Genomic DNA, 19610 nt, shown 5'->3' with positions numbered 1-19610 from the left:
TCAAAACCCGGCACTTGGGGACAGTCATTGTTGATGAGAATCGGGCGCAGTGCCAAAAGCCCCGCTCGGCGAGATGTCGAACGGGAAGGTGCCGCAGCGATTGAACGCAGCGATAAACATGCGGATGGCGTTGGACGGCGTGGTGCCCACGAGCTGAGTTGCCGCCGCGAAGGCCGCCTTTTCCTCGGGCAAGACCTTCGCGACAACCGGGGTCATGTGTTCTGCCATGGCGCTTCCTTTTTGAAACGACGGTGGTGCGGATAGATGCGGGCCACGCGGCTGGGCGACGGGCTGTGAAGGCAACCCGATTGGCCCGCATCCTGAGTTTGTTTTTACGGCATTGGTATTACTTGGTATTCCTAAGTATTACCCCGCAGATAGAATACCACACCCGCCCCATGGGGACGGAGAAAAACGGATTATTATGTTGCTGAGTAAGTATTTAGAGCGTGATGATGTCCGAGATATTGAGGGCCCGAGCGTCAGCGGCATCGTGTGTGGCGAGTAGGAGCGTGCGACCGTCGAGCAGATCGAGCACGACCTCGGCCGTCGCATCGCGCGCGACGACATCCAGGCCGGTAAAGGGCTCGTCCAGAATCACCGCGCCGCCCGGGCACAGCAGTGCTCGGGCAATCTCGACGCGACGACGCTGCCCACCCGAGAGCTCGGCCACGCGAGCATGCAAATCGACCCCCGGCACCAACAGGCGCAGCAGGGCCGCGGCACCCGAGGCGTCCACGCGCGCGTCGGCGCACACCAGCACGTTTTCCAAAGCCGAAACGTCCTCAACCAAGCGCACGTCCTGAAACACCATGGAGCACGGCGCGCACTCCCCCGCAGCCAGCGCAAGCAACGTCGACTTGCCCACACCCGAGGCGCCCATCACGCAGGCGCGCCCACCGGCGGGCACACGGAGTGTCAGTCCGTCGAGCGCCGGAGCCCAGGGCGCCCGCTCGCCCACGGCGAGCGCAAGCTCCGCCGCAGCGCCGCCCCCGGCAGCCCCCGCACGCCCGCGAGCGCCGCGCCCATGCGCCCGCACGGCCACGCGCCACGCCACGGGTCCCGAAACCCGCAGCAGCCACACCAGCACGCGCTCACACGCCCACGAGGCGGCAACGACCAGCACGGTCCACGCCAGCAGATCAGCCGTCTCGATCAAAAGCTTCGCCTGATAGATGCGCTCACCCACGGTGCCCACCGCCATGCCGATGAGCTCGGCTGCCACGCCGGCCTTCCAGCTCATGCCAATCACGGCACGCGCACACGAAAGCACAAACGGCAGGACTTCGCGCCAGGTATGGGCGCAAAACAGTCGCCAGCCGCGCACGCCATGCAGACGGAACATCTGCTCCAGCGGTTTATTCACCTGTGCCAAGCCCTCGGCCAGCGAAAAATACACGCCCGGCAGCGCCATCAAAAAGACTGCCGCGATGCTCACGCGCGCCGACCCCAGCCAGATTAGCAACAGGACCACCACGCAGGCGACCGGTGTCGCCTTTACAAACGACAGCGCCGGAGCCACCAGGTGCGCAAACGCCCGCGAACGTGACGAAATCCCGGCAAGCACACCACCACACACCGCGGCAAGCGCCAGCCCGCCCAGTATCCGCGCGCCCGAGCCCGCCAAAATCGCCCAGGTACCGCCATCGCACACCAGGCGCAGAAGCGCCAAGGCAACAGCACCCGGCCCCGGCAAGATCAGCGGCTGCGCCACCAGCGACGCCGCAAAGATCCACACGGCAAGCCAAAAGGCGGCGACGGCACCCACTGCCGCCACCGCCTTCGCACGCTCAGTCATGTGTCGAGCAAACGCACGCACGGGCTACTCCATGTAGTAAAAATCGTCAGCCGGGAGCTTACCGCCCACGGCACTCGCGTCCGCATCGGCCAGCACCTGCAGGTACCCACCGAGCGCCGCCTTCATATCTTTCCCCGTCTGGCACACGAGCATGCACCCGGGAATCGCCTTTTCGGCAATCGTGGCGTTATCGACGATACCCGCATCGACCACCGCCTGAGCCCAGTCCGCCGGTGCCGCGTTTACGGCCTCAACGCTCGCCGCATGGCAGCTTAAGAACTCCGCCACAGCCTCGGGATGCTCCTCGGCAAAGGCACGGCGCACCACGGTCACGCCCGTCAGCAAACGGGAGCCCGTGTCACCCGCGAGCTCGTCCCACACATCGGTCAGGCTCACCGGTGCCGACAGCTTGCCCTCGCTCTTGGCGATGGCAGCGGTCTTGAATGGCTCCGGCAGCACGCCCACGGCGGACGGGTCGGCAAGCAGGGCCGACAGCACCTCGGTGGGTTCGCTCTTAAACTCAAGCGCCACCTGGCCAGTCAGACCTGCGCGCTCCAGCAGGTAGTTCATGACGTACTCCGGCGTGGTGCCCTTGCCCGTCATATAGACGGTGCGGCCCGCCAGGTCGCCAAACGAGATCACGCCCGCGTCGCCCGTCACCACGCTCAGCACGCCGAGCGTATTGATGTCGATGACCTGCACCGCGCCCTCGGTCTTGTTGTAGAGCACGCTCGCCACGTTGGCGGGCACCAGGGCAATATCGACATCGCCCTGAATGACCTTGGGCACGATCTCGTCGGCAGCGGCGCTGATCGCAAAGTCGAACTCGTTATCTGTCTCGCCGCTCGCCGCCTGGTCCATAAACTGCACCAGACCGATTGACGTCGGCCCCTTGAGCGAGGCGACGTGCACCTCGACCGACTCGGCGGCAGCGCCGCTCGGCGCAGACCCGGCAGAGCCCGCAGAGGAGCCCGCCCCCGCAGCCCCGCCGCTGCAGCCAGCCAACGCAAGCGACAGCGCGCCCGCGGCAAGCGCCGAGGCAAACCCTCGGCGCGAAAGCTCAAATTCAAACGCGCGCATCGTTAGCACATCCCTTCGTTGGGCATCGTCCACGCGTGATGATCGGTATGCAGCAACTCCTCGGCCAGCGGCGAGAGCTGCGCACCCAAGAACTCGCGATAGCATGCCTGAACATCGGGATTCTCGTGCGAGAAGCGAATGTCCGCTGCCGCATCGAGGTCCCAAAGAACCTGGCCACGCTCTGCCGCCAGCTCGCAGCCGTCATGGATGGGCTGACCACCGCCACCGACGCAGCCGCCCGGACACGCCATGACCTCGACGAAGTCATAGCTCGCACGGCCGTCGCGAATCGCATCGAGCAGGCGGGCAGCGTTGCCCAGCCCGTGCGCCACGGCGACGCGCACCTTGGTGCCATCGATATCGGCCACGGCCTCCTTCCAGCCATTCAGGCCACGCACGTCGGTAAAGAAATCCGCATCGGGGTTCTTGCCCGTCACCAGGTAATAGGCCGAGCGCACGGCAGCCTCCATCACGCCTCCCGTGGCGCCAAAGATCACGCCCGCGCCCGTGCCGAAGCCCAGCGGCGTATCGAGCGGCTCCTCGGTAAGCGTGTCGACGCTCACGTGGCTCGCGCGGATCATGCGTACCATCTCGCGCACCGTCAGTGCAACGTCCACGTCGGGCGCACCGTCCTCGCCCACCATGCTCGGCAGCGCGCGCTCGGCCTTTTTGGCCGTGCACGGCATCACGGACACCACAAACAGGCGCTCGGGCTCCACGCCCAGGGCCTTGGCGTAGTAGGTCTTGGCGATGGCGCCGAACATCTGCTGCGGCGACTTTGACGTGGACAGGCTGTCGACAAACTCGGGGTAACGTGCCTTCACAAAGCGCACCCAGCCCGGGCAGCAGCTCGTGAACATGGGCCAGCCGCGGCTATCGCCCTCGCCCTTGGCGGCGGCGCCCAGGCGCTCGATTAGCTCGGAGCCCTCCTCCATAATGGTGAGGTCGGCCGAGAAATCGGTATCGAACACGTACTCAAAGCCCACGCGGCGCAGCGCGCAGGCCAGGCGCTCAACGGTGGCCTCCTCACGCGGAATGCCAAGCTCCTCGCCCCAAGCGCTACGCACGGCCGGCGCAATCTGCACCAGCACGATCTTATTGGGATCGGCGAGAGCGTCGAACACGGTCTCGGTGTCGTCGCGCTCGCGCAGCGCGCCCGTCGGGCAATGCGTGATGCACTGGCCGCATGCGACGCAATCGGTCTTGCCGATCGGCGCACGCCCGCGGGTGCCCACGGCGGTATGCGTGGCGCGGTTGGTCAGGTCCCAAATCCCCAGGCCCTGGACGCTCTCGCACACCTTGATGCAGCGCATGCATTTAATGCACTTGTCGTTGTCGCGGATGATGGGAAAGTCGAAGTCCCATCCCTCACCCGCCAGATGCTTCTGGTAGGGCAGATAGAAAATGCCCAGGTCGTTGGCGATGGCCTGCAGGTTGCAGTTGCCGCTGCGCACGCAGCTCGCGCACTGCGCGTCGTGCTGCGACAGGAGCAGCTGAACGTTAGTGCGACGGGCCTCGCGCGCCTTGGGGCTGTTGGTGTAGACCACCATGCCGTCGAGCACGTAGTTGTTGCAGGCGGCAACCAGTTGGTCGCAGCCCTCAACCTCGACCACGCACACGCGGCAGCCGCCGATCTCGTTCAGATCGCGCAGATAGCACAGGGTGGGAATCTGGATACCGACGGACTTGGCTGCGTCCAGGATCGTGGTGCGCTCGGGCACCGCGACCTCACAAGTATCGATAGTGAGCTTGACCATATTGTGCGCTCCGTTTTCGGTGTTGTCGCTGACGGTGGTTTTGTTGGGCTCTACCATTCCAAGTTCCTCCCTCCGCGGAACGCGCCAAAGCCAAAGTGATCGCAACGCAGGCAGCGGCTCGCCTCCTGGCGCGCCTCCTGCTCGGTAAGACCTTGCTCGACCAGATTCCAATCGCGAATACGCTCGCCGGCCTCACGCTCGCCCAGCTCGCAGCGGCCGCACTCGTGCTTGCCCTTAAACTGGACGGTCGGCAGCTCGACTTCGAGTTTGATCTTATGATCAAAGCCCAGATAACGGTCGATATTTGCCGAGGCCACGCGGCCGGCATTGATGGCGCGAATGACGGTGGCGGGGCCGGTCTGGCAGTCGCCGCCGCTAAAGAGGCCATCGAAGTTGGGCACGGCGCCGTCCGAATCGGTGATGACACAGCCCCACTTGCAAACAATGCCCATATCCTCAAACGACTTGGAATCGATGTCCTGGCCAATCGCCACAAACACGCGCTCGCAGGGGATGATGCGTTCGGGCGTGGCAGCGGCACGCGGAGCCGGACGACCACGGCGGGGCTCGCCGATAATCTGCGGCTGTACGCGCAGGCCGCACACGAGACCTTCCTCACCCGTCTCGATGGCGAGCGGGGCCGTCAACTCCAGCACCTCGCAGCCCTCGGCCTGGGCGCCGGCGATCTCGGCGTCCTGGGCCGTCATGTCGCAGATGCGGCGGCGGTAGACGATGCTCACCTTCTCGGCACCGCAGCGCACGGCAGAGCGGGCCACGTCCATGGCAACGTTGCCGCCGCCGATGACGCACACGCGCTGACCGCTCAGGTCGGGCAGCTCGTCGTCGCCGATGGCGCGCAGCATCTTGACGGCCGACTCCACGCCGGGCGCCTCTTCGCCCGGAAGGCCGAGCTTCTTGTCGTTGTGGGCACCGATGGCCAGGTAGACGGCATCGCACTCGTCACGCAGGCGGGCGAGCTCCTCGCCGCGCACAGAGTGGTCGAGCTCCACGTCGATGCCGGCGCTCAAGATCCAGTCAATCTCGGCCTGCAGGCGCTCACGCGGCAGACGATAACTGGGGATACCGTAGCGTAGCATGCCACCCAGGTGGTGACGCTGCTCAAAAATCGTCACCTTATGGCCCATCACGGCCAGATAATAGGCGCAGGAGAGGCCAGCCGGGCCGCCGCCGACCACAGCGACACGCTTGCCGGTATTGTCCACGACATGCGGCTTGTGGTCGTTGAGGTCACTATGCTCGACGGCAAAACGCTTGAGGGCGAGGATGTTCATGGGGTCGTCGACCATGCCGCGGCGGCAGTGCATCTCGCAGGGATGCTCGCACACCAGGCCGCAGACGAGCGGCAGCGGGTTATTCTTGCGGATGACCTTGACGGCATCGGCATAGCGGCCGGCCTCGACGAGCGAAATGTACCCGGGGATGTCGACGTGCGCCGGGCAGCCCGAGACGCACGGAACGCGCGCCTCGCGATCAAAGCCGCAGGAATGCTCGCGGATGTGGTGCTCAAAGTCGTCGCGGAAGCCGCGAATGGCGGTGAGCGCCATGGCGCCCGCCTCGTAGCCGATGGCGCAGTCGCTCGAAAGGTAGATGGTGCGGGCCGTACGCTCGATCAGATTGAGCGTGGACTCATCGGCTCGGCCCTCAAGCACGTCGGCGAGCAGGTCGCACAGCGCGCTCAGGCCCACGCGGCAGGGTGTGCACTTGCCGCAGCTCTGAGTGGAACACAGGTTGACGAGCGCTGCCGTAAACTCAACGGGACACGGGGCGAGCGAACTCACCGCCAAGCGGCGCCCGAGCGCATCGTGCAGGTCGTCCATAACGGCCTGGGCGTGGCTGCGCTCCATTACATGCAGTCGTGCCATAAGATCCCCTCTCACATGGCAGCCCGGAGGCGAGGCCGGGCGAAAATGCTACATGCAACACACTGGCCTAAAAAGTTGTTTGGCAACAACACAGTTCGGCAGGCGGTATAAAACGCGGCCCTCAGCGGTGCTAAACACCTTTACCGCAGATAAATGCCATATTTGATAAAACGCATTACCAAATGACAATGCCCCGTCCACGCAATCACGTGGACGGGGCATTGCTCTAGGTATGCGGCCAGCGACCCTGTTGCCTTTACTTAAGCTCGGGCCAGAAGTCCTTGTTGGCCTCGATCATGTCGTCGAGAACCTCCTTGGCGACCTTCATCGACGGCACGGTCTTGTTGAGTGTGAAGGCCTTGAGCGCCTTCTCGTACGAACCCTCGATCGTAGCCTCGACCACGAGCTTCTCGGAGTTCAGCTGCTGCATCATAAGACCTTGCTGGAACAGAGGAATGTTGTCGCGGCTGATGACCTCGGGGCCGTTCTTGCCAATGTAGGCAGGCAGCTCGACCATAGCGTCGTAGGGCATGTTGGGGATAGCGCCCTTGTTCTCGCAAATGACCAGGAAGCGCTGCTTGGTGTCGTTCTTCAGAGCGATAGCCAGGTCGGCAATCCAGTCGCCGTGGCTGCCCGCATAGAACGTGCTCTCGTCGATCTCGCCCGTCTTCTCGTAGTGATCGATACCATCAAAGAGGTTCTTCTCACGCGTCTCCTCAACCTCGTTAGCACGGGTGCGCTCGGGGTTGGAATGCTCGACGAACTCCTTCTGCTGCAGGTAGTAGTTCAGGTACGTGTTGGGCAGGTACTCCGGGAAGCACTCCATGATCTCGTACTCGCCCTTCCAGACGTAGTACCAGCTGCCCTTGGTGTGGCGGTTCTGCTCGGGGTGCTCGTCAGTGGCCTCCTCGGGCTTCTTGGACATCAGCGAGCCCATGCCCTTGAGGTACGAATCGGGCAGCAGAATCTCGTGCTCCTTGATGTACTCGCGCAGCTGCGGGAGCACCTCCTCGCCCTTGTGGCGGATCGAGGTGAACCAACCAAAGTGGTTGAGACCAAAGTAATCGTACTCGACATCCTTCTTGTCGATATCGAGCGCGGCGCAAACCACGTCGATAATCGCGATCGGCATGTCGCAGATGTTGATGATGCGAGCGTTGGGGCGCAGGACGCGGCAGCCCTCGGAGACGATGGCGGCAGGGTTGGAGTAGTTAAGAATCCAGTAGTCCTTCTTGGCATACTTCTCAACGTCGTCAATCAGCTCGACCATGGGGAAGATGGTGCGCATGCCGTAGGCAAGGCCGCCGCAACCGCAGGTCTCCTGGCCCACGCAGCCGTGACGCAGCGGAATCTTCTCGTCCTGCTCGCGCATGGCATAGCCGCCCACGCGCATCTGGGCAAACACGAAGCTCGCGTCCGTAAAGGCAGTCTCCTTGTCAGTGGTCACCGTGAGCTTGATGTCCAGGCCAAGGTCCTCGTGCAAAATCCAGTCCACGAGCACGCCGATCTTGCGCTGGCGCTCCTCGTTGATGTCGTACAGACGAATCTCGTCAACGTCGAGCTCGTCCTTGCGCAGAGCGATGGACTTGACGATGCCGGGGGTAAAGGTGGATCCGCCACCACACAGAGTAATGATCATTGTTTACTGCTCCTTCTCAATTGCGTTTTCGACCTTGTCGCGCATCTCGGCGACCTTCATGCCAAAGATGATCTGGATATTATTGCCGTTGCGGTTGATGCCGCTGTTGGGCACGTGGTTGATGAGGTCCTCATTGATGAGGTCCGGGTTCTTAACGTTCACGCGGAGACGCGTAAAGCAGTTCTCGAGCTCCTCGATGTTGTCCTTGCCACCAAGACCTGCGACCAGGTCGGCAATACCTGCATCGACGCCCTCTGCGGGGGCCGCGGCAACAGCGCCCTGCTTCACCGCGACAGACGCGGCGGCCTCGCCCTCGGCAACGGACTCAGCAAGCTCGGACTCTTCCTCGCGACCAGGCGTGTGGAGGTTGAGCTTCTTGATAAGGAAGGTGAAGAGGAAGAAGTACAGAGCGGCGTTGACGACTCCAAGCACCAGCATGACCGGCCAGTTGGTCTTATCGACACCGAGGACCAGGTTGGAAACCACGATGTTGATGATGCCGCCTGCAGTCGAAGCGGGCACGGAGAGGACCTTGAGCAGGACCAGAAAGATACCGGAAAGAACCGAGTGAACGACAAAGAGCACGGGAGCGGCGAAGACAAAGAGGAAGTCCATGGGCTCGGTGACGCAGGAGAGCACGGCGGTGATGATCAGCGGGATGATAACGGCCTTGGTCTTATCCTTGTTCCCCTTGTAAGCGGTGAAGATAAAGGCGAGACCGATACCGATGTAGGGCCACAGGTTGTTGAAGGTGTAGCTGTTGAAATACGTGCTATCGGAGAAGGGCTGGCCCGTCATTGCCATCTCGGCGACACGGATGGGATAGGCGCCGGCGATAATCTGATCGCCCAGCGTCAGGGTGCCGCCCACATCGGAGAACTGGAACGGGGTGTAGATGAGGTGGTGCAGACCGGTGGGAACGAGCAGCTTGTTGAGCATGCCGTAGATAAACAGACCGATGTTGCCAGACTCCTTAATGATGCCGGCAACGGAGGAAATAGCACCCTGGACCGGAGGCCAAACGATGCAGAAGCCAGCGCCCATGATCCAGGAGATGATGATCATGATCAGGAACGGGAAGCGAACGCCCGAGAACATCGAAAGGGCAATGGGGAACTGCTTATTCGAGTACTTGTTGAACACGGCACCGGTGATGCAACCAAGAATGATGCCGCCAAACACGCCGGTATCGAGCACCTGAATGCCCATAACGGTGCTCTGGCCGGTTCCGGTAAGGCCGAGCATGCCGCTCGCTTCGGCAAGAGAGCCGGTGGCGTTGAGCACGATGTTATTGGCCTGAAGGAACAGGAAGAACGACATCAGGGCGATCAGCGAAGCATGGCCCTTGTTCTTCTTTGCCATGGCGCCGGCGATGCCCACGCAGAACAGAATCGAGAGATTGTTGATGATAAACATCAGCGACTGATAGACAACGGCGCCCACAAGCTGGAACGGACCGGAGCCCAGCACGGGGACCACAGCGCAGATGGTCTTGTTGGTCAGAATGATGCCCACGATGAGCAGGATGCCGGCAACCGAGAGATACATCATCGGCTGAACGATCGACTTCGCGAACACCTCCAACGGCGCTTTGAAATTGAACTTCTTTTTTGCGGTCATAGCGGTACTCCCCTTCCTTTTCCGCAAATTGAGATAGGTGTGCCCTAGACAAGACCGTGAGCCTTGCCTTATATCAATCGATGTGTGGGCACGTTATGCCTAGAGACCAGGTTCTCCAAGCAGGTTAACAATGTGATATGCGAGATAACTCTTCTCGGCATCGGTAACGACAACGTTATAGGTAGACGCCAAGTGGTCGGCAATTGACTCCGCACACGAGAACGCCCTCGGATACGCCGTTTCATCGATACGGAACAGCGCGTCGCCATTGACCTGCCCCGCCGCGGGATCGAGCGCTCGCTGCGCAAAAAACTGCAGATGGCGAACGAAACGCTCGTAAGGCAACGAGGTGACGTCAAGGGTCGTGGCATAGTGCTCGGAAACAATCGCGAGCACGTCGCGAACAAGCTGGACCGAAACAATCAGACGGTCAGAGCGCTGCGGCATGGTGGCGTTGACGATATGCAAGGTGATGAAGCCCTGCTCCTCCTCGCTCATCTCGATGCCCAGGTAGTCCTTGATAATCTGAAGGGCACGGCCCGCGAGCGCGTACTCCTTGCGATAGAACTGCTGGATCTCGAGCAGCAACGGGTTCTCGCACGGAATGCCCTTGCGCTCGCGATCAAGGGCGAGGCTTATATGATCTGCGAGAGCGATGAGAATCTTGTCATTGATATCAACATTGAGCTCTCGACGAAGCATCTGAACGATGTCCTCGGAAATCACGAGGTTGACGGTGGGGATGGACTCTAAAAGATGTGCCAAGCGGTCAATCGTACGCGAATCCTGAGAAGTTCCCTCCTGCAACGCGTAGGTCTTTTCGACCGATGCCTCGTCGATGGCATCGCCGGCATGACGGCCAAAGCAGAGGCCTCGACCGATGACGATGAGCTCAGAGCCATCGTCCGAAGTGACCATTGCGACGTTGTTGTTGAAAACTCGCTTGATAACCACGGTACCCACCACAAGAATTTACTCGGAAAGCCAGACGACAGGCTCTTTAACAGCAACAGGGCCGGAAGCGTGCTCACGAAGAGTCGAGTTCTCCGAACGCTCGCACACGATAACGAAGACCGTGGGATCGAAGCCGGCGGCGCGGACCGCGTCGAAATCGACCTCGACGAGGGGCTGGCCCGCGTCGACATGGTCACCCTGGGCAACAAGCGCATGGAAGCCCTTGCCCTCAAGTTTAACAGTGTCGATTCCGATATGCAGCATCACCTGAGCAGAGCTGTCGTCGGACATGATGCCCAGCGCGTGCTCAGTCGGAAACAACGCCGCGACGGTGCCGGAAACAGGAGCGCACACCGTTCCCTCTTGGGGAACCACGGCAACGCCATCGCCCACGGCGCGGCTGCTAAAAGCGGGGTCATTGGTATTTTCTAGATGAACAAGCTCGCCGGAAACGGGAGCGAGGATTTCGAACTCGGAAGCTGCAGTCTTCTGCTCATCCGAACCGCCCATCAGGCGAGAAAAGAAACCCATGGTGGCATGTCCCTTCATAAATATAGCCCAACCAAAATCAAGCGAATGCATCCATAGAGACACACCCGTTCAAAGACTTTGGTTAGGCCCACGTCCGAGGGACTCGGTAACCTTCCGCATTTCTTTTTACGGGAGTTATTGTAGACAAGCCCAAAGCCAGAACAATCATAATGACCGGTGAACGGTATTTATTCTCCGATAAACGGTATCTATCTATGCGGCACTTGGGGACGTTCCTTTTCTGCCGGCACCCAGGGACACTCCTTGCTCTGGCCCCTTTGCACCAAAAAGGGCCCCGAGCGTAGTTGCTCGGGGCCCTTAGCTTGCCTCACACTAGCGTGCGACGCGTATGTTACTTGCGCTTGCCGCCGCCGTCACCGGGGCGGCGGGAGCTGCTACCGCGCTTGCCGCCACGACTATTGCCATAGCTGCCACGGTTATCGCGACCGCCGGCGCGGCCGCCACGAGAGCCGGACTGGTTGCCGCCGCGACCACCACGATAGCCGCCACGGCGCTCCTCGCGGGTGTCGTCGTAGTTGCGCCAATCATCGCGACGATCGCGGCTGGCACGCGGGTCGCGACGATCGCGCGACTCATTCGAACGACCGGCGCCGCTGCGGCCACCGTTGCCACGAGCACCCTCGCGACGCTCGCCGCCACGGACGCCGCGCTCGTCACGCGAACCACGGCCTTCGCCGCCACGGCCACCGCGCTCGCCATCGCGACCGGAGCGACGACGGTCGCCCGAGCCGCGCTTGCCGCCGCGCGAACCACGGCCCTCGTCTTCGCGCTCAACACGACGACGACCACCACGGTCCTCGTCCTCACGACGACGGCGGTGTGCCTCGCCCTGGAACTGCTTGGCACGACGCTCGGCACGGTTACCGCGCGGGGCCTGCTCGACGGCAGCGGCACCGCCGCGCTCCTCGGCAGCCACCTCGCGAGCCACGCTCTCCACAGCCTCGTCCACGCGAGCCTGAACGCCCTCGCGCACGCGGGTCTTGCCGCCGCGCTTAGGACGGCTCGGACGCTCGCCGTCGCCGCGACGCTCGTCACGACCGCGGTTGGAACGACCGGCCACATCACCGTAATCGTCGCCGTTGCGCTTGCCGTCGCGACGCGCCTGCTCAAGCTTCTTCTTGCTCTTGGACTTGCCGCGCTTGGTCTTCTTCTTCACCTTAAAGGCCGCAGGATCGCGCTCGGGATCAACGGCGGGCGGGTTGGGACCCACATGCAGGTCGCTGGCCTCGTAGATGTCGGCCGTCTTGTCCATGAGCTTCTCGATCTCGTAGAACTCATCGACATCCTGCTCGGTCACAAACGTAATGGCCCAGCCCAGCTCGCCGGCGCGGCCCGTACGGCCAATGCGGTGGATATAGTCGGTCGGCTCGGCCGGTACGTCAAAGTTCACGACGTAGCGCACGTCGCTAATGTCGATGCCGCGGGCAAGCACGTCGGTTGCCACCAACACGTCGACGGTACCGTCGCGGAAGGCCGAAAGCGCGCGCTCGCGCTGGGCCTGGCTGCGGTTGCCGTGAATCGCGGCGGCCTTGATGCCCTTACGCTCCAGACGACGGCAGCAGCTGTCGGCGCGGTGCTTGGTGCGCATAAAGACGATAGTGCGCTCCGGACCCTCCTTCTTGAGGAACTCGGGCAACAGGTTGTTCTTGGCCTCGATGGACACCGGGAACACAAACTGGTCGACGGTGTCGGCGGTCGACGTGGCCGGTGCGATCTCCACGCGAGCCGGGTCGCTCACCAGGTCGGTGATCTCGCCCACAGCCTCCTCGTCAAGTGTGGCCGAGAACAGCAGCGTCTGGCGCTCGGCCGGCGTCTCGCGCACAATGCGGCGGACGGCGGGCAAAAAGCCCATGTCGAGCATGCGGTCGGCCTCGTCGAGCACCAGCACCTTGACCTCGTCCAGGTGGCAGGCGCCCTGCTCGATCAAATCGACCAAACGGCCCGGCGTGGCGACCAGGATGTCGCAGCCGTACTTGAGGGCAGCGGTCTGCGGCTTGTAGCTCACGCCGCCCACGACGGTCACGGCGACATGACCGGTGACGTCGGCGATCTTGTTCGCGACCTCGTCGATCTGCTGGGCAAGCTCGCGCGTGGGGGTGATGACGAGCATCACGGGGCCGCGGCCGTTGCCCTCGGGCTTTTTAGCGCCGCGACGGCGGTTGCGGCCGCTGCGCTCGCGCACAGGCTTGGGCGGAGCGATGTGCTCCAGGTTGTTCATGGTCGGCAGCAAGAAAGCGGCCGTCTTGCCGGTGCCAGTCTGAGCGGCGGCAAGCAGGTCGCGGCCTTCGAGCACCACAGGAATCGAACCGGCCTGCACGGGCGTCGGCGCCGTGTAGCCCAGGTTCTCGATAGCACGAAGCATCTCGTCGGAAAGGCCCAGCTCGTCAAAGGCGGGCAGGCTCTCGGTAGCGGACTCGACGGCCTGGGCAGCATTGGCCTCATCGGCAGCATCGAAGGCAGCCTGGGTCATGGCCTCGCGGGTCTCGTCCAGAATCTCGGCGTCGGTGACGTCGGATACAGAATTACGCATATGTTGTTGTTCCTTATCTGCACGCGCAATGGGCACGGCATGCGGCCGCGCGGGCGTGCTTGGTAGTGCGCTAATACATACAAAAACGGGTGCGCACAGAGAGGACGTTGCTCAGCACGCTGGCGATCGCTTTGGCAGCCCTATCACGCGCCGTCCAGACGCAGCAGCTCTAAGCGATGGAGCAGATTCGCCGCCGGTTAGTATACCCGTGCTTCGCATGCCCCCACGTAAACCACAGATGACGGTGCAGGAGGAGTGGGCCTGGGTCGATTGTCTCAATCTGTAACATCTACAGGGTAAAACCGGGTCCTGTTGTTACAGATCGAGACGTTGAGTTGCCAGCCAACGGTTTATCTCAATCTGTAACAGTAACTCGGCAAAAACCGGTCTTGCTGTTACAGATTGAGATATTTAGCAAGGATGGCCAACGACTGAACAGCCATCCTCAACCGTAGCGAAATGTCATACATTTCAACTCCAACTAGACACCCCCAGGGGGTATGGGTGTATAGTATCAGCAGGTTAACAATTCCAACAGCGAACCACAGAAAGGAGAAGCCATGGCTCAAGATAAGTTCGACGTGGGCGGCATGACATGCGCCGCCTGCCAGGCGCACGTGGACCGTGCCGTGAGCAAGCTCGACGGCGTCCAAAGCGTCGCGGTCAACCTGCTCGCCGGTTCCATGATGGTCGACTATGACCCCACGCAGGTCTCCCCCGACGATATCTGCACCGCCGTCGACCGCGCGGGCTACTCGGCCTCGCCCGTCGATGCGGGCACCGGTGCCGCCGGCTCAAGCGGCAGCGCGCAAGCCAGGTCCGGCGCCGCCCACATGGAGTCGCCTACCAAAAAGCTGGAGGCCGCCGCCTCTGCCATGCGCACCCGCCTCATCGTCTCGATTGTCTTCCTCATCCCACTGTTCTACATAGGCATGGGGCACATGCTCGGCTGGCCGCTGCCCGGCATCTTCACCGACCACATCCACAGCATGACGCTCGCGCTCACCGAGCTCGTCCTGCTCATCCCCGTCGTCTACGTCAACGATGCCTACTTTATCAACGGGTTTAAATCGCTCGCGCACGGCGCGCCCACCATGGACGCCCTTATTGCCGTGGGCGCCACCGCCTCCATCGCCTGGTCGCTCTACGCCATGTTCATCATGGCCGACCAATTAGCCGCGGGTCAGGTCCACGAGGCCATGATGACGAGCATGGACAACCTGTATTTTGAGAGCGCCGGCACGATCCTGTCTCTGGTCACCGTGGGAAAATACCTCGAGACGCGCAGCAAGTCCAAAACCGGCGGCGCCATCGAGGCGCTGATCGACCTAGCACCCAAGACCGCGGCCATCGTGGCAGAGGACGGCAGCGAGACCACCGTCGACGTCGACAGCATCCTTCCCGGCCAGGTCCTGCGCGTGCGCCCCGGCGAGTCCATCCCCGTCGATGGCGTGGTGCTCGAAGGCAGCTCGGCCGTGGACGAGAGCGCGCTCACCGGCGAGTCCATCCCCGTGGAAAAGACCGCCGGCGACACCGTCAACGCCGCCACCGTCAACCGCACCGGTTCGTTTGCCTTCCGTGCCACACGCGTGGGCGCCGACACGTCGCTCGCCAAAATCATCCAGCTCGTCGAGGACGCCAACGCCACCAAGGCGCCCATCGCCCGCATGGCCGACAAGGTCGCCGGCGTGTTCGTGCCCGTGGTGTTTGTAATCTCGGTCGTGACCTTTGTAGTGTGGATGGCACTGACCGGCAGCATGAAAGAGGCGCTCACCTCCGCCGTGGCCGTGCTGGTGATCAGCTGCCCGTGCGCACTGGGTCTGGCCACGCCCGTCGCCATTATGGTGGGTACCGGCAAGGGCGCCGAGATGGGCATTCTGTTCAAGAGTGCCGAGGCGCTGGAGAATCTGCGCAGTGTGGGCACCGTGGTGCTCGACAAGACGGGCACGGTCACCCGCGGCAAGCCTGCCGTGACCGATATCGTAGTAGCCACGCGCGCTGACGGCTCGCCCGCCATGAGCGAAAAGTCGCTGCTCAAGCTCGCTGCCGCGCTGGAGCGCTCAAGCGAACACCCGCTGGCCGAGGCGATTATGGCCGAGTGCGAGGCGCGCGGAATTGTCGCGCGCATGGTCGAGGACTTTGCCGCCGTGCCCGGTCGTGGCGTTACGGCGCGCGAGGGGCAAAACGCCATTGCAGCCGGCAACGTACGCCTGATGGACGAGCTCGGCGCGAAGGTGCCCGCCGACCTTGCCGAACAGTTCGCCGCCGAGGGCAAAACACCGCTGTTCTTTGCCAAGAACAGCGAGCTCGTCGGTACCATCGCCGTGGCTGACGAGGTCAAAGAGACGAGCGCCGAGGCCATCGCCGCGCTCCGCAAGCTCGGCGTCGACGTGCGCATGCTCACCGGCGACAACCGCGTGACGGCCGAAGCAATCGCCCGCCGCGTGGGACTGAACAGCAGGCAGGTCATCGCCGACGTGCTTCCCGCCGACAAGGAGCGCCACGTGCGCGAGCTGCAGGATGCGGGCAGCATGGTCGCCATGGTGGGCGACGGCATCAACGACTCCCCCGCCCTGGCGCGCGCCGACGTGGGCCTTGCCATCGGCACCGGCGCCGACATTGCCAAGGAGGGCGCCGACGTGGTGCTCATGCGCAGCGACCTCATGGACGTCGCCCGCGCCATCGAGCTTTCGCGCGCCACGATTCGCAACATCAAGCAGGACCTGTTCTGGGCGCTGTTCTACAACGGCATCGGCATTCCGCTGGCGGCCGGCGTGTTCTTCCCCCTCACCGGTTGGCAGCTCTCGCCGATGTTCGGCGCCGCGGCCATGAGCCTGTCGAGCGTGTGCGTCGTAAGCAATGCTCTGCGCCTGAAATCCTTTAAGCCCAAGACGGCGCACTGATGCACCCGACCTTGCCCCTCAAACCGTCGCTCGCGTACCCAAGTACGCTTCGCTCCTCTTTCGGGGCAATCTCGGGCACCTCAGCGCACCTTTAAGATGACGCTGTTCACGACTAAACTGTCAGATAATCTCAATCGATAAGGAGTACACCCATGCGATACACAATCAAGACTTCCGGCCTCATGTGCGGCCACTGCGACGCCACCGTCGAGACGGCGTTGCTCAACGTGGCCGGCGTGACCGACGCCGACGCCGATCACGAGACCCAGACCGTCCAGGTGGAGTGCGCCGACACCGTGACCGCCGAGCAGCTCGCCGCCGCCGTCGAGGGCGCCGGCGAGAAGTTCCACGCCCTTTCGGTGACCGCCGCGTAACGACCCGCACGTACCCCCCCCCGACCAGAAACGAGGACCCGCCATGATGGCAGACCACAAATCGGTAACCCGCATGCTCAAGACGGCACGCGGCCAGATCGACGGCATCTTGCGGATGGTCGATGAGGACCGTTACTGCGTCGATATTTCCACGCAGCTCATGGCAACGCAGGCGCTCATTGCGCGCATCAACGCCGACGTGCTCAAGGCGCATATCGAGGGCTGCGTGACTTCGGCAATCGAATCGGGCGACGAAGACCTCAAGGCCGCCAAGCTCGCCGAGATCGAACGCGTCGTCGACAAGCTCTCCAAGTAATTGGGGCATTGGGGACGGACTGCTTTGCACCTTCTTGGTGCATCGGGGACAGGTATGTTTGCACCACCTTGGTGCAGATTGACCTGTCCCCCTTGCTCTAAATCGGGTATAAAGGCGTGCAGCATATCGAACGAAAGGCAATTTGCATGAATGACTTTATGAAGGGCCGCAATGGCGCCGATGAGCTCACCATCGTTATGGGCTTTGTCGGCATCGTCATCGCGATGATCGGATCGATAGCCCATATCCAGTGGCTCAGCTGGATTGCCATCGCCGTAATCGTGATTGGCGTGCTGCGCGGCCTGTCCAAAAACATCGACGCACGTCGCAAGGAAAACGCGGCCTTTGTCGCCGCGACCGCTAACGTCCCCGGCCTGGGCAAGTTCGTAGCGAGCTTGGGTAGCGGCGCCGCGGCTGCCAACGCCTCGCGCACGGCCGGTACCAGCAAGGAAGACTTTGAGCGTGCCAAGCGCACGGCCAAGAAGATGTGGAAGGGTCGCAAGACCACAGCATACCTCAAGTGCCTCAACTGCGGCCAGATGCTCTCCGTCCCCAAGGGCAAAGGCAAGATCCGCGTCACCTGCCCCAAGTGCCACGCCAAGATGGAAACCCGCTCCTAACGCCCGCACGCGGGACAAATTAATCAGGTTTGTTTGTCCCAAATCTTAAGTATTTGTTCGATAAAAAAGCTGAGGCCTCGTGTTGAGACCTCAGCTTTTTGCATGCGGCAACGGAGCTGCCCCTTTGTCACATCTACGCCACACCGTCGCGGGCCAGCTCCTCAGCCAGCGCTTCGGCAGGCATGGCCATAATCGCGTCGAGCTCGGCGTCCACCTCGGGAATACGCTTCACCTTGAGCTTGCGTACCAAATCACCGCGACACATCACATGCGTCGGCTCACGCAGAGCGCACAGGTCATCGAGCGGATTCTTGCGCGTCACCAGGATATCGGCGGCCTTGCCGCACTCGATCGTACCGGTCTCGCCGCCCAGCCCCAGCAGCTCGGCGTTGACTTGCGTAGCCGTATGCAGCGCGAAGGCGTTGCTCACACCGACATACTTGGCAAAATAGGCCACCTCACGCCACATGTCGTACTGCGTCACGAACGGGCAGCTTGAGTCCGTGCCCAGGCCCACCTTAATGCCAGCTTCCAGCGCGGCACGGGCGCTCTCGATGATGCCCGAGCACACGATGTCGCCGTTCTTCTTTTGTGTATCGGTCGAATGGGTCTTTTCCGGGTCGAGCAATACAAACGGCAGCGCCGGGCTGATCGTGCAGGTCACGCTCGGCGCGCGTCCCTCGAGCTGTGTGCCCGCGGCGCCGCGATACAGCTCCAGGATCTCGGGCGTCATCGGGGCACCGTGCTCGATCGTGTCGACCCCGGCCTCAAGCGCGGCCTTCACGCCCTCGGTGCTCTCGACATGAGCCATAACCGGCAGGCCCACCTCGTGCGCCGCCTTGCACGCCGCCGCGGCAACATCGATCGGCATGCGCAGCACGCCCGGCTCGCCAACTTCGGTCGCGTCGAACACGCCACCCGTCACGAACAACTTGATGACGTCGGCACCACGAGCGTACAAGTCGCGCACCTGTTCGGCCGCCTCGTCGGGCGTATTGGCGACCTGCGCGAACAGCCCCGCGCCGTGGCCACCCGGCACTGTAACGCCCGTTCCCGGCGCTACCAGACGCAGACCCTGATACTTGCCGGCATCGATAGCATCGCGCACGGCGATGTCGGCAAACAGCGGGTCACCCGCACCGCGCACCGTAGTCACGCCGCTTGCCAGCTGCTGTTGGGCGCTGCCTTTGAGGATGTGGCGAACGATGGCGCGGCCCACGGGATTGTCGAGCTTCTTCATCAGCGCGCCCGCATCACCCGCCGAGACCGGCTTGCCCGAACCGCACAGATGCACGTGCATATTGATGAGGCCCGGCATGAGATACGCCCCTGCCAGGTCGATGACCTCGGCCCCCGCTGGAGCTTGGGCCACAGCGCTCGGTCCCATCCAGGTGATGATGCCACGCTCGACGACCACGGCCATATCGGGCTGCGGCTCCATATGCTCCGAACCATCCAGAACGGTCGCATTGATAAACAACGTGGAACGATCGGCAGTCGCCATATCGAGCTCCTCCCTCTCAGAAAACTTCAACATTTGTCCATTATTACCTAGCGCGGCGGAATTGCTGCGGACATATCGGT

At 62.6% G+C, this 19610-nt stretch carries 15 protein-coding genes; 4 read left to right on the top strand and 11 right to left on the bottom strand.

Annotated features, from left to right (window positions below; all coding sequences use genetic code 11):
• Positions 1 to 24: 24 nt before the first annotated feature.
• The 10 genes from DXD77_RS02805 to DXD77_RS02760 all read right to left on the bottom strand — a co-directional run bounded on the left by DXD77_RS02805 (position 25) and on the right by DXD77_RS02760 (position 13813).
• Positions 25 to 228 (bottom strand): hypothetical protein, encoded by a 204-nt coding sequence (locus DXD77_RS02805; RefSeq protein ID WP_117647680.1) that lies wholly within the window; start codon positions 226 to 228, stop codon positions 25 to 27.
• A 214-nt stretch (positions 229 to 442) separates the two neighbouring features.
• Positions 443 to 1819, bottom strand: a complete 1377-nt coding sequence (locus DXD77_RS02800; RefSeq protein ID WP_147325409.1) for an ATP-binding cassette domain-containing protein — start codon at positions 1817 to 1819, stop codon at positions 443 to 445.
• Positions 1820 to 1822: 3 nt separating this feature from the next.
• The gene (locus tag DXD77_RS02795) at positions 1823 to 2878 is read right to left on the bottom strand and encodes an ABC transporter substrate-binding protein (RefSeq protein WP_117647676.1); all 1056 of its coding nucleotides are present in this window, start codon (positions 2876 to 2878) and stop codon (positions 1823 to 1825) included.
• A gap of 2 nt (positions 2879 to 2880) precedes the next feature.
• Positions 2881 to 4635, bottom strand: coding sequence for a [FeFe] hydrogenase, group A (locus DXD77_RS02790; protein ID WP_199408992.1), 1755 nt, complete (start codon positions 4633 to 4635; stop codon positions 2881 to 2883).
• A gap of 50 nt (positions 4636 to 4685) precedes the next feature.
• A complete protein-coding gene (locus DXD77_RS02785) occupies positions 4686 to 6518 on the bottom strand; it encodes an NAD(P)-binding protein (protein ID WP_117647673.1) in 1833 nt (610 codons plus the stop codon).
• A 256-nt stretch (positions 6519 to 6774) separates the two neighbouring features.
• Complete coding sequence (locus DXD77_RS02780; protein ID WP_117634836.1) at positions 6775 to 8157, bottom strand: 6-phospho-alpha-glucosidase; 1383 nt, start codon at positions 8155 to 8157, stop codon at positions 6775 to 6777.
• 3 nt (positions 8158 to 8160) lie between these two features.
• Positions 8161 to 9777, bottom strand: a complete 1617-nt coding sequence (locus tag DXD77_RS02775) for a PTS transporter subunit EIIC (RefSeq protein ID WP_117647671.1) — start codon at positions 9775 to 9777, stop codon at positions 8161 to 8163.
• A 99-nt stretch (positions 9778 to 9876) separates the two neighbouring features.
• Positions 9877 to 10731: a PRD domain-containing protein gene (locus tag DXD77_RS02770; protein ID WP_117647706.1), complete on the bottom strand. Its 855-nt coding sequence runs from the start codon at positions 10729 to 10731 to the stop codon at positions 9877 to 9879.
• An 18-nt stretch (positions 10732 to 10749) separates the two neighbouring features.
• Positions 10750 to 11262 (bottom strand): PTS glucose transporter subunit IIA, encoded by a 513-nt coding sequence (locus DXD77_RS02765; protein WP_158549076.1) that lies wholly within the window; start codon positions 11260 to 11262, stop codon positions 10750 to 10752.
• A 352-nt stretch (positions 11263 to 11614) separates the two neighbouring features.
• The gene (locus DXD77_RS02760) at positions 11615 to 13813 is read right to left on the bottom strand and encodes a DEAD/DEAH box helicase (RefSeq protein ID WP_117647669.1); all 2199 of its coding nucleotides are present in this window, start codon (positions 13811 to 13813) and stop codon (positions 11615 to 11617) included.
• 560 nt (positions 13814 to 14373) lie between these two features.
• On the opposite strand from DXD77_RS02760, the gene DXD77_RS02755 reads away from it, so the two are divergent.
• From DXD77_RS02755 to DXD77_RS02740, 4 genes are all read left to right on the top strand, one after another.
• Positions 14374 to 16716 carry a cation-translocating P-type ATPase gene (locus DXD77_RS02755; RefSeq protein WP_117647667.1) on the top strand — a complete coding sequence of 781 codons (2343 nt, stop codon included), beginning with the start codon at positions 14374 to 14376 and terminating at the stop codon, positions 16714 to 16716.
• Between the two features lie 152 nt (positions 16717 to 16868).
• Entirely contained in the window at positions 16869 to 17090 is a 222-nt protein-coding gene (locus DXD77_RS02750; protein ID WP_006235338.1) for a heavy-metal-associated domain-containing protein, read from the top strand.
• Between the two features lie 43 nt (positions 17091 to 17133).
• A complete protein-coding gene (locus tag DXD77_RS02745) occupies positions 17134 to 17406 on the top strand; it encodes a metal-sensing transcriptional repressor (protein ID WP_055285698.1) in 273 nt (90 codons plus the stop codon).
• 146 nt (positions 17407 to 17552) lie between these two features.
• A complete protein-coding gene (locus DXD77_RS02740; RefSeq protein WP_117647665.1) occupies positions 17553 to 18026 on the top strand; it encodes a hypothetical protein in 474 nt (157 codons plus the stop codon).
• A 133-nt stretch (positions 18027 to 18159) separates the two neighbouring features.
• Here the strand turns inward: DXD77_RS02740 and DXD77_RS02735 are convergent, their stop codons facing one another.
• The gene (locus tag DXD77_RS02735; RefSeq protein ID WP_117647663.1) at positions 18160 to 19530 is read right to left on the bottom strand and encodes an amidohydrolase family protein; all 1371 of its coding nucleotides are present in this window, start codon (positions 19528 to 19530) and stop codon (positions 18160 to 18162) included.
• Positions 19531 to 19610 lie beyond the last annotated feature (80 nt).

The sequence above is a fragment of the Collinsella sp. TM09-10AT genome (assembly GCF_003436275.1).
Taxonomy (GTDB): domain Bacteria; phylum Actinomycetota; class Coriobacteriia; order Coriobacteriales; family Coriobacteriaceae; genus Collinsella.
Note: the sequence above shows the minus strand (reverse complement) of the source record. Positions and strands in the feature narration are given on the sequence as shown.

Excerpts from the sequence above, each read along its gene's own strand:
- DXD77_RS02780 (WP_117634836.1), bottom strand. The coding sequence starts at position 8,157 with ATGATCATTACTCTGTGTGGTGGCGGATCCACCTTTACCCCCGGCATC.
- DXD77_RS02795 (WP_117647676.1), bottom strand. The coding sequence starts at position 2,878 with ATGCGCGCGTTTGAATTTGAGCTTTCGCGCCGAGGGTTTGCCTCGGCG.
- DXD77_RS02760 (WP_117647669.1), bottom strand. The coding sequence starts at position 13,813 with ATGCGTAATTCTGTATCCGACGTCACCGACGCCGAGATTCTGGACGAG.
- DXD77_RS02775 (WP_117647671.1), bottom strand. The coding sequence starts at position 9,777 with ATGACCGCAAAAAAGAAGTTCAATTTCAAAGCGCCGTTGGAGGTGTTC.
- DXD77_RS02750 (WP_006235338.1), top strand. The coding sequence starts at position 16,869 with ATGCGATACACAATCAAGACTTCCGGCCTCATGTGCGGCCACTGCGAC.
- DXD77_RS02765 (WP_158549076.1), bottom strand. The coding sequence starts at position 11,262 with ATGGGTTTCTTTTCTCGCCTGATGGGCGGTTCGGATGAGCAGAAGACT.
- DXD77_RS02735 (WP_117647663.1), bottom strand. The coding sequence starts at position 19,530 with ATGGCGACTGCCGATCGTTCCACGTTGTTTATCAATGCGACCGTTCTG.
- DXD77_RS02755 (WP_117647667.1), top strand. The coding sequence starts at position 14,374 with ATGGCTCAAGATAAGTTCGACGTGGGCGGCATGACATGCGCCGCCTGC.
- DXD77_RS02740 (WP_117647665.1), top strand. The coding sequence starts at position 17,553 with ATGAATGACTTTATGAAGGGCCGCAATGGCGCCGATGAGCTCACCATC.
- DXD77_RS02785 (WP_117647673.1), bottom strand. The coding sequence starts at position 6,518 with ATGGCACGACTGCATGTAATGGAGCGCAGCCACGCCCAGGCCGTTATG.
- DXD77_RS02805 (WP_117647680.1), bottom strand. The coding sequence starts at position 228 with ATGGCAGAACACATGACCCCGGTTGTCGCGAAGGTCTTGCCCGAGGAA.
- DXD77_RS02745 (WP_055285698.1), top strand. The coding sequence starts at position 17,134 with ATGATGGCAGACCACAAATCGGTAACCCGCATGCTCAAGACGGCACGC.
- DXD77_RS02790 (WP_199408992.1), bottom strand. The coding sequence starts at position 4,635 with ATGGTCAAGCTCACTATCGATACTTGTGAGGTCGCGGTGCCCGAGCGC.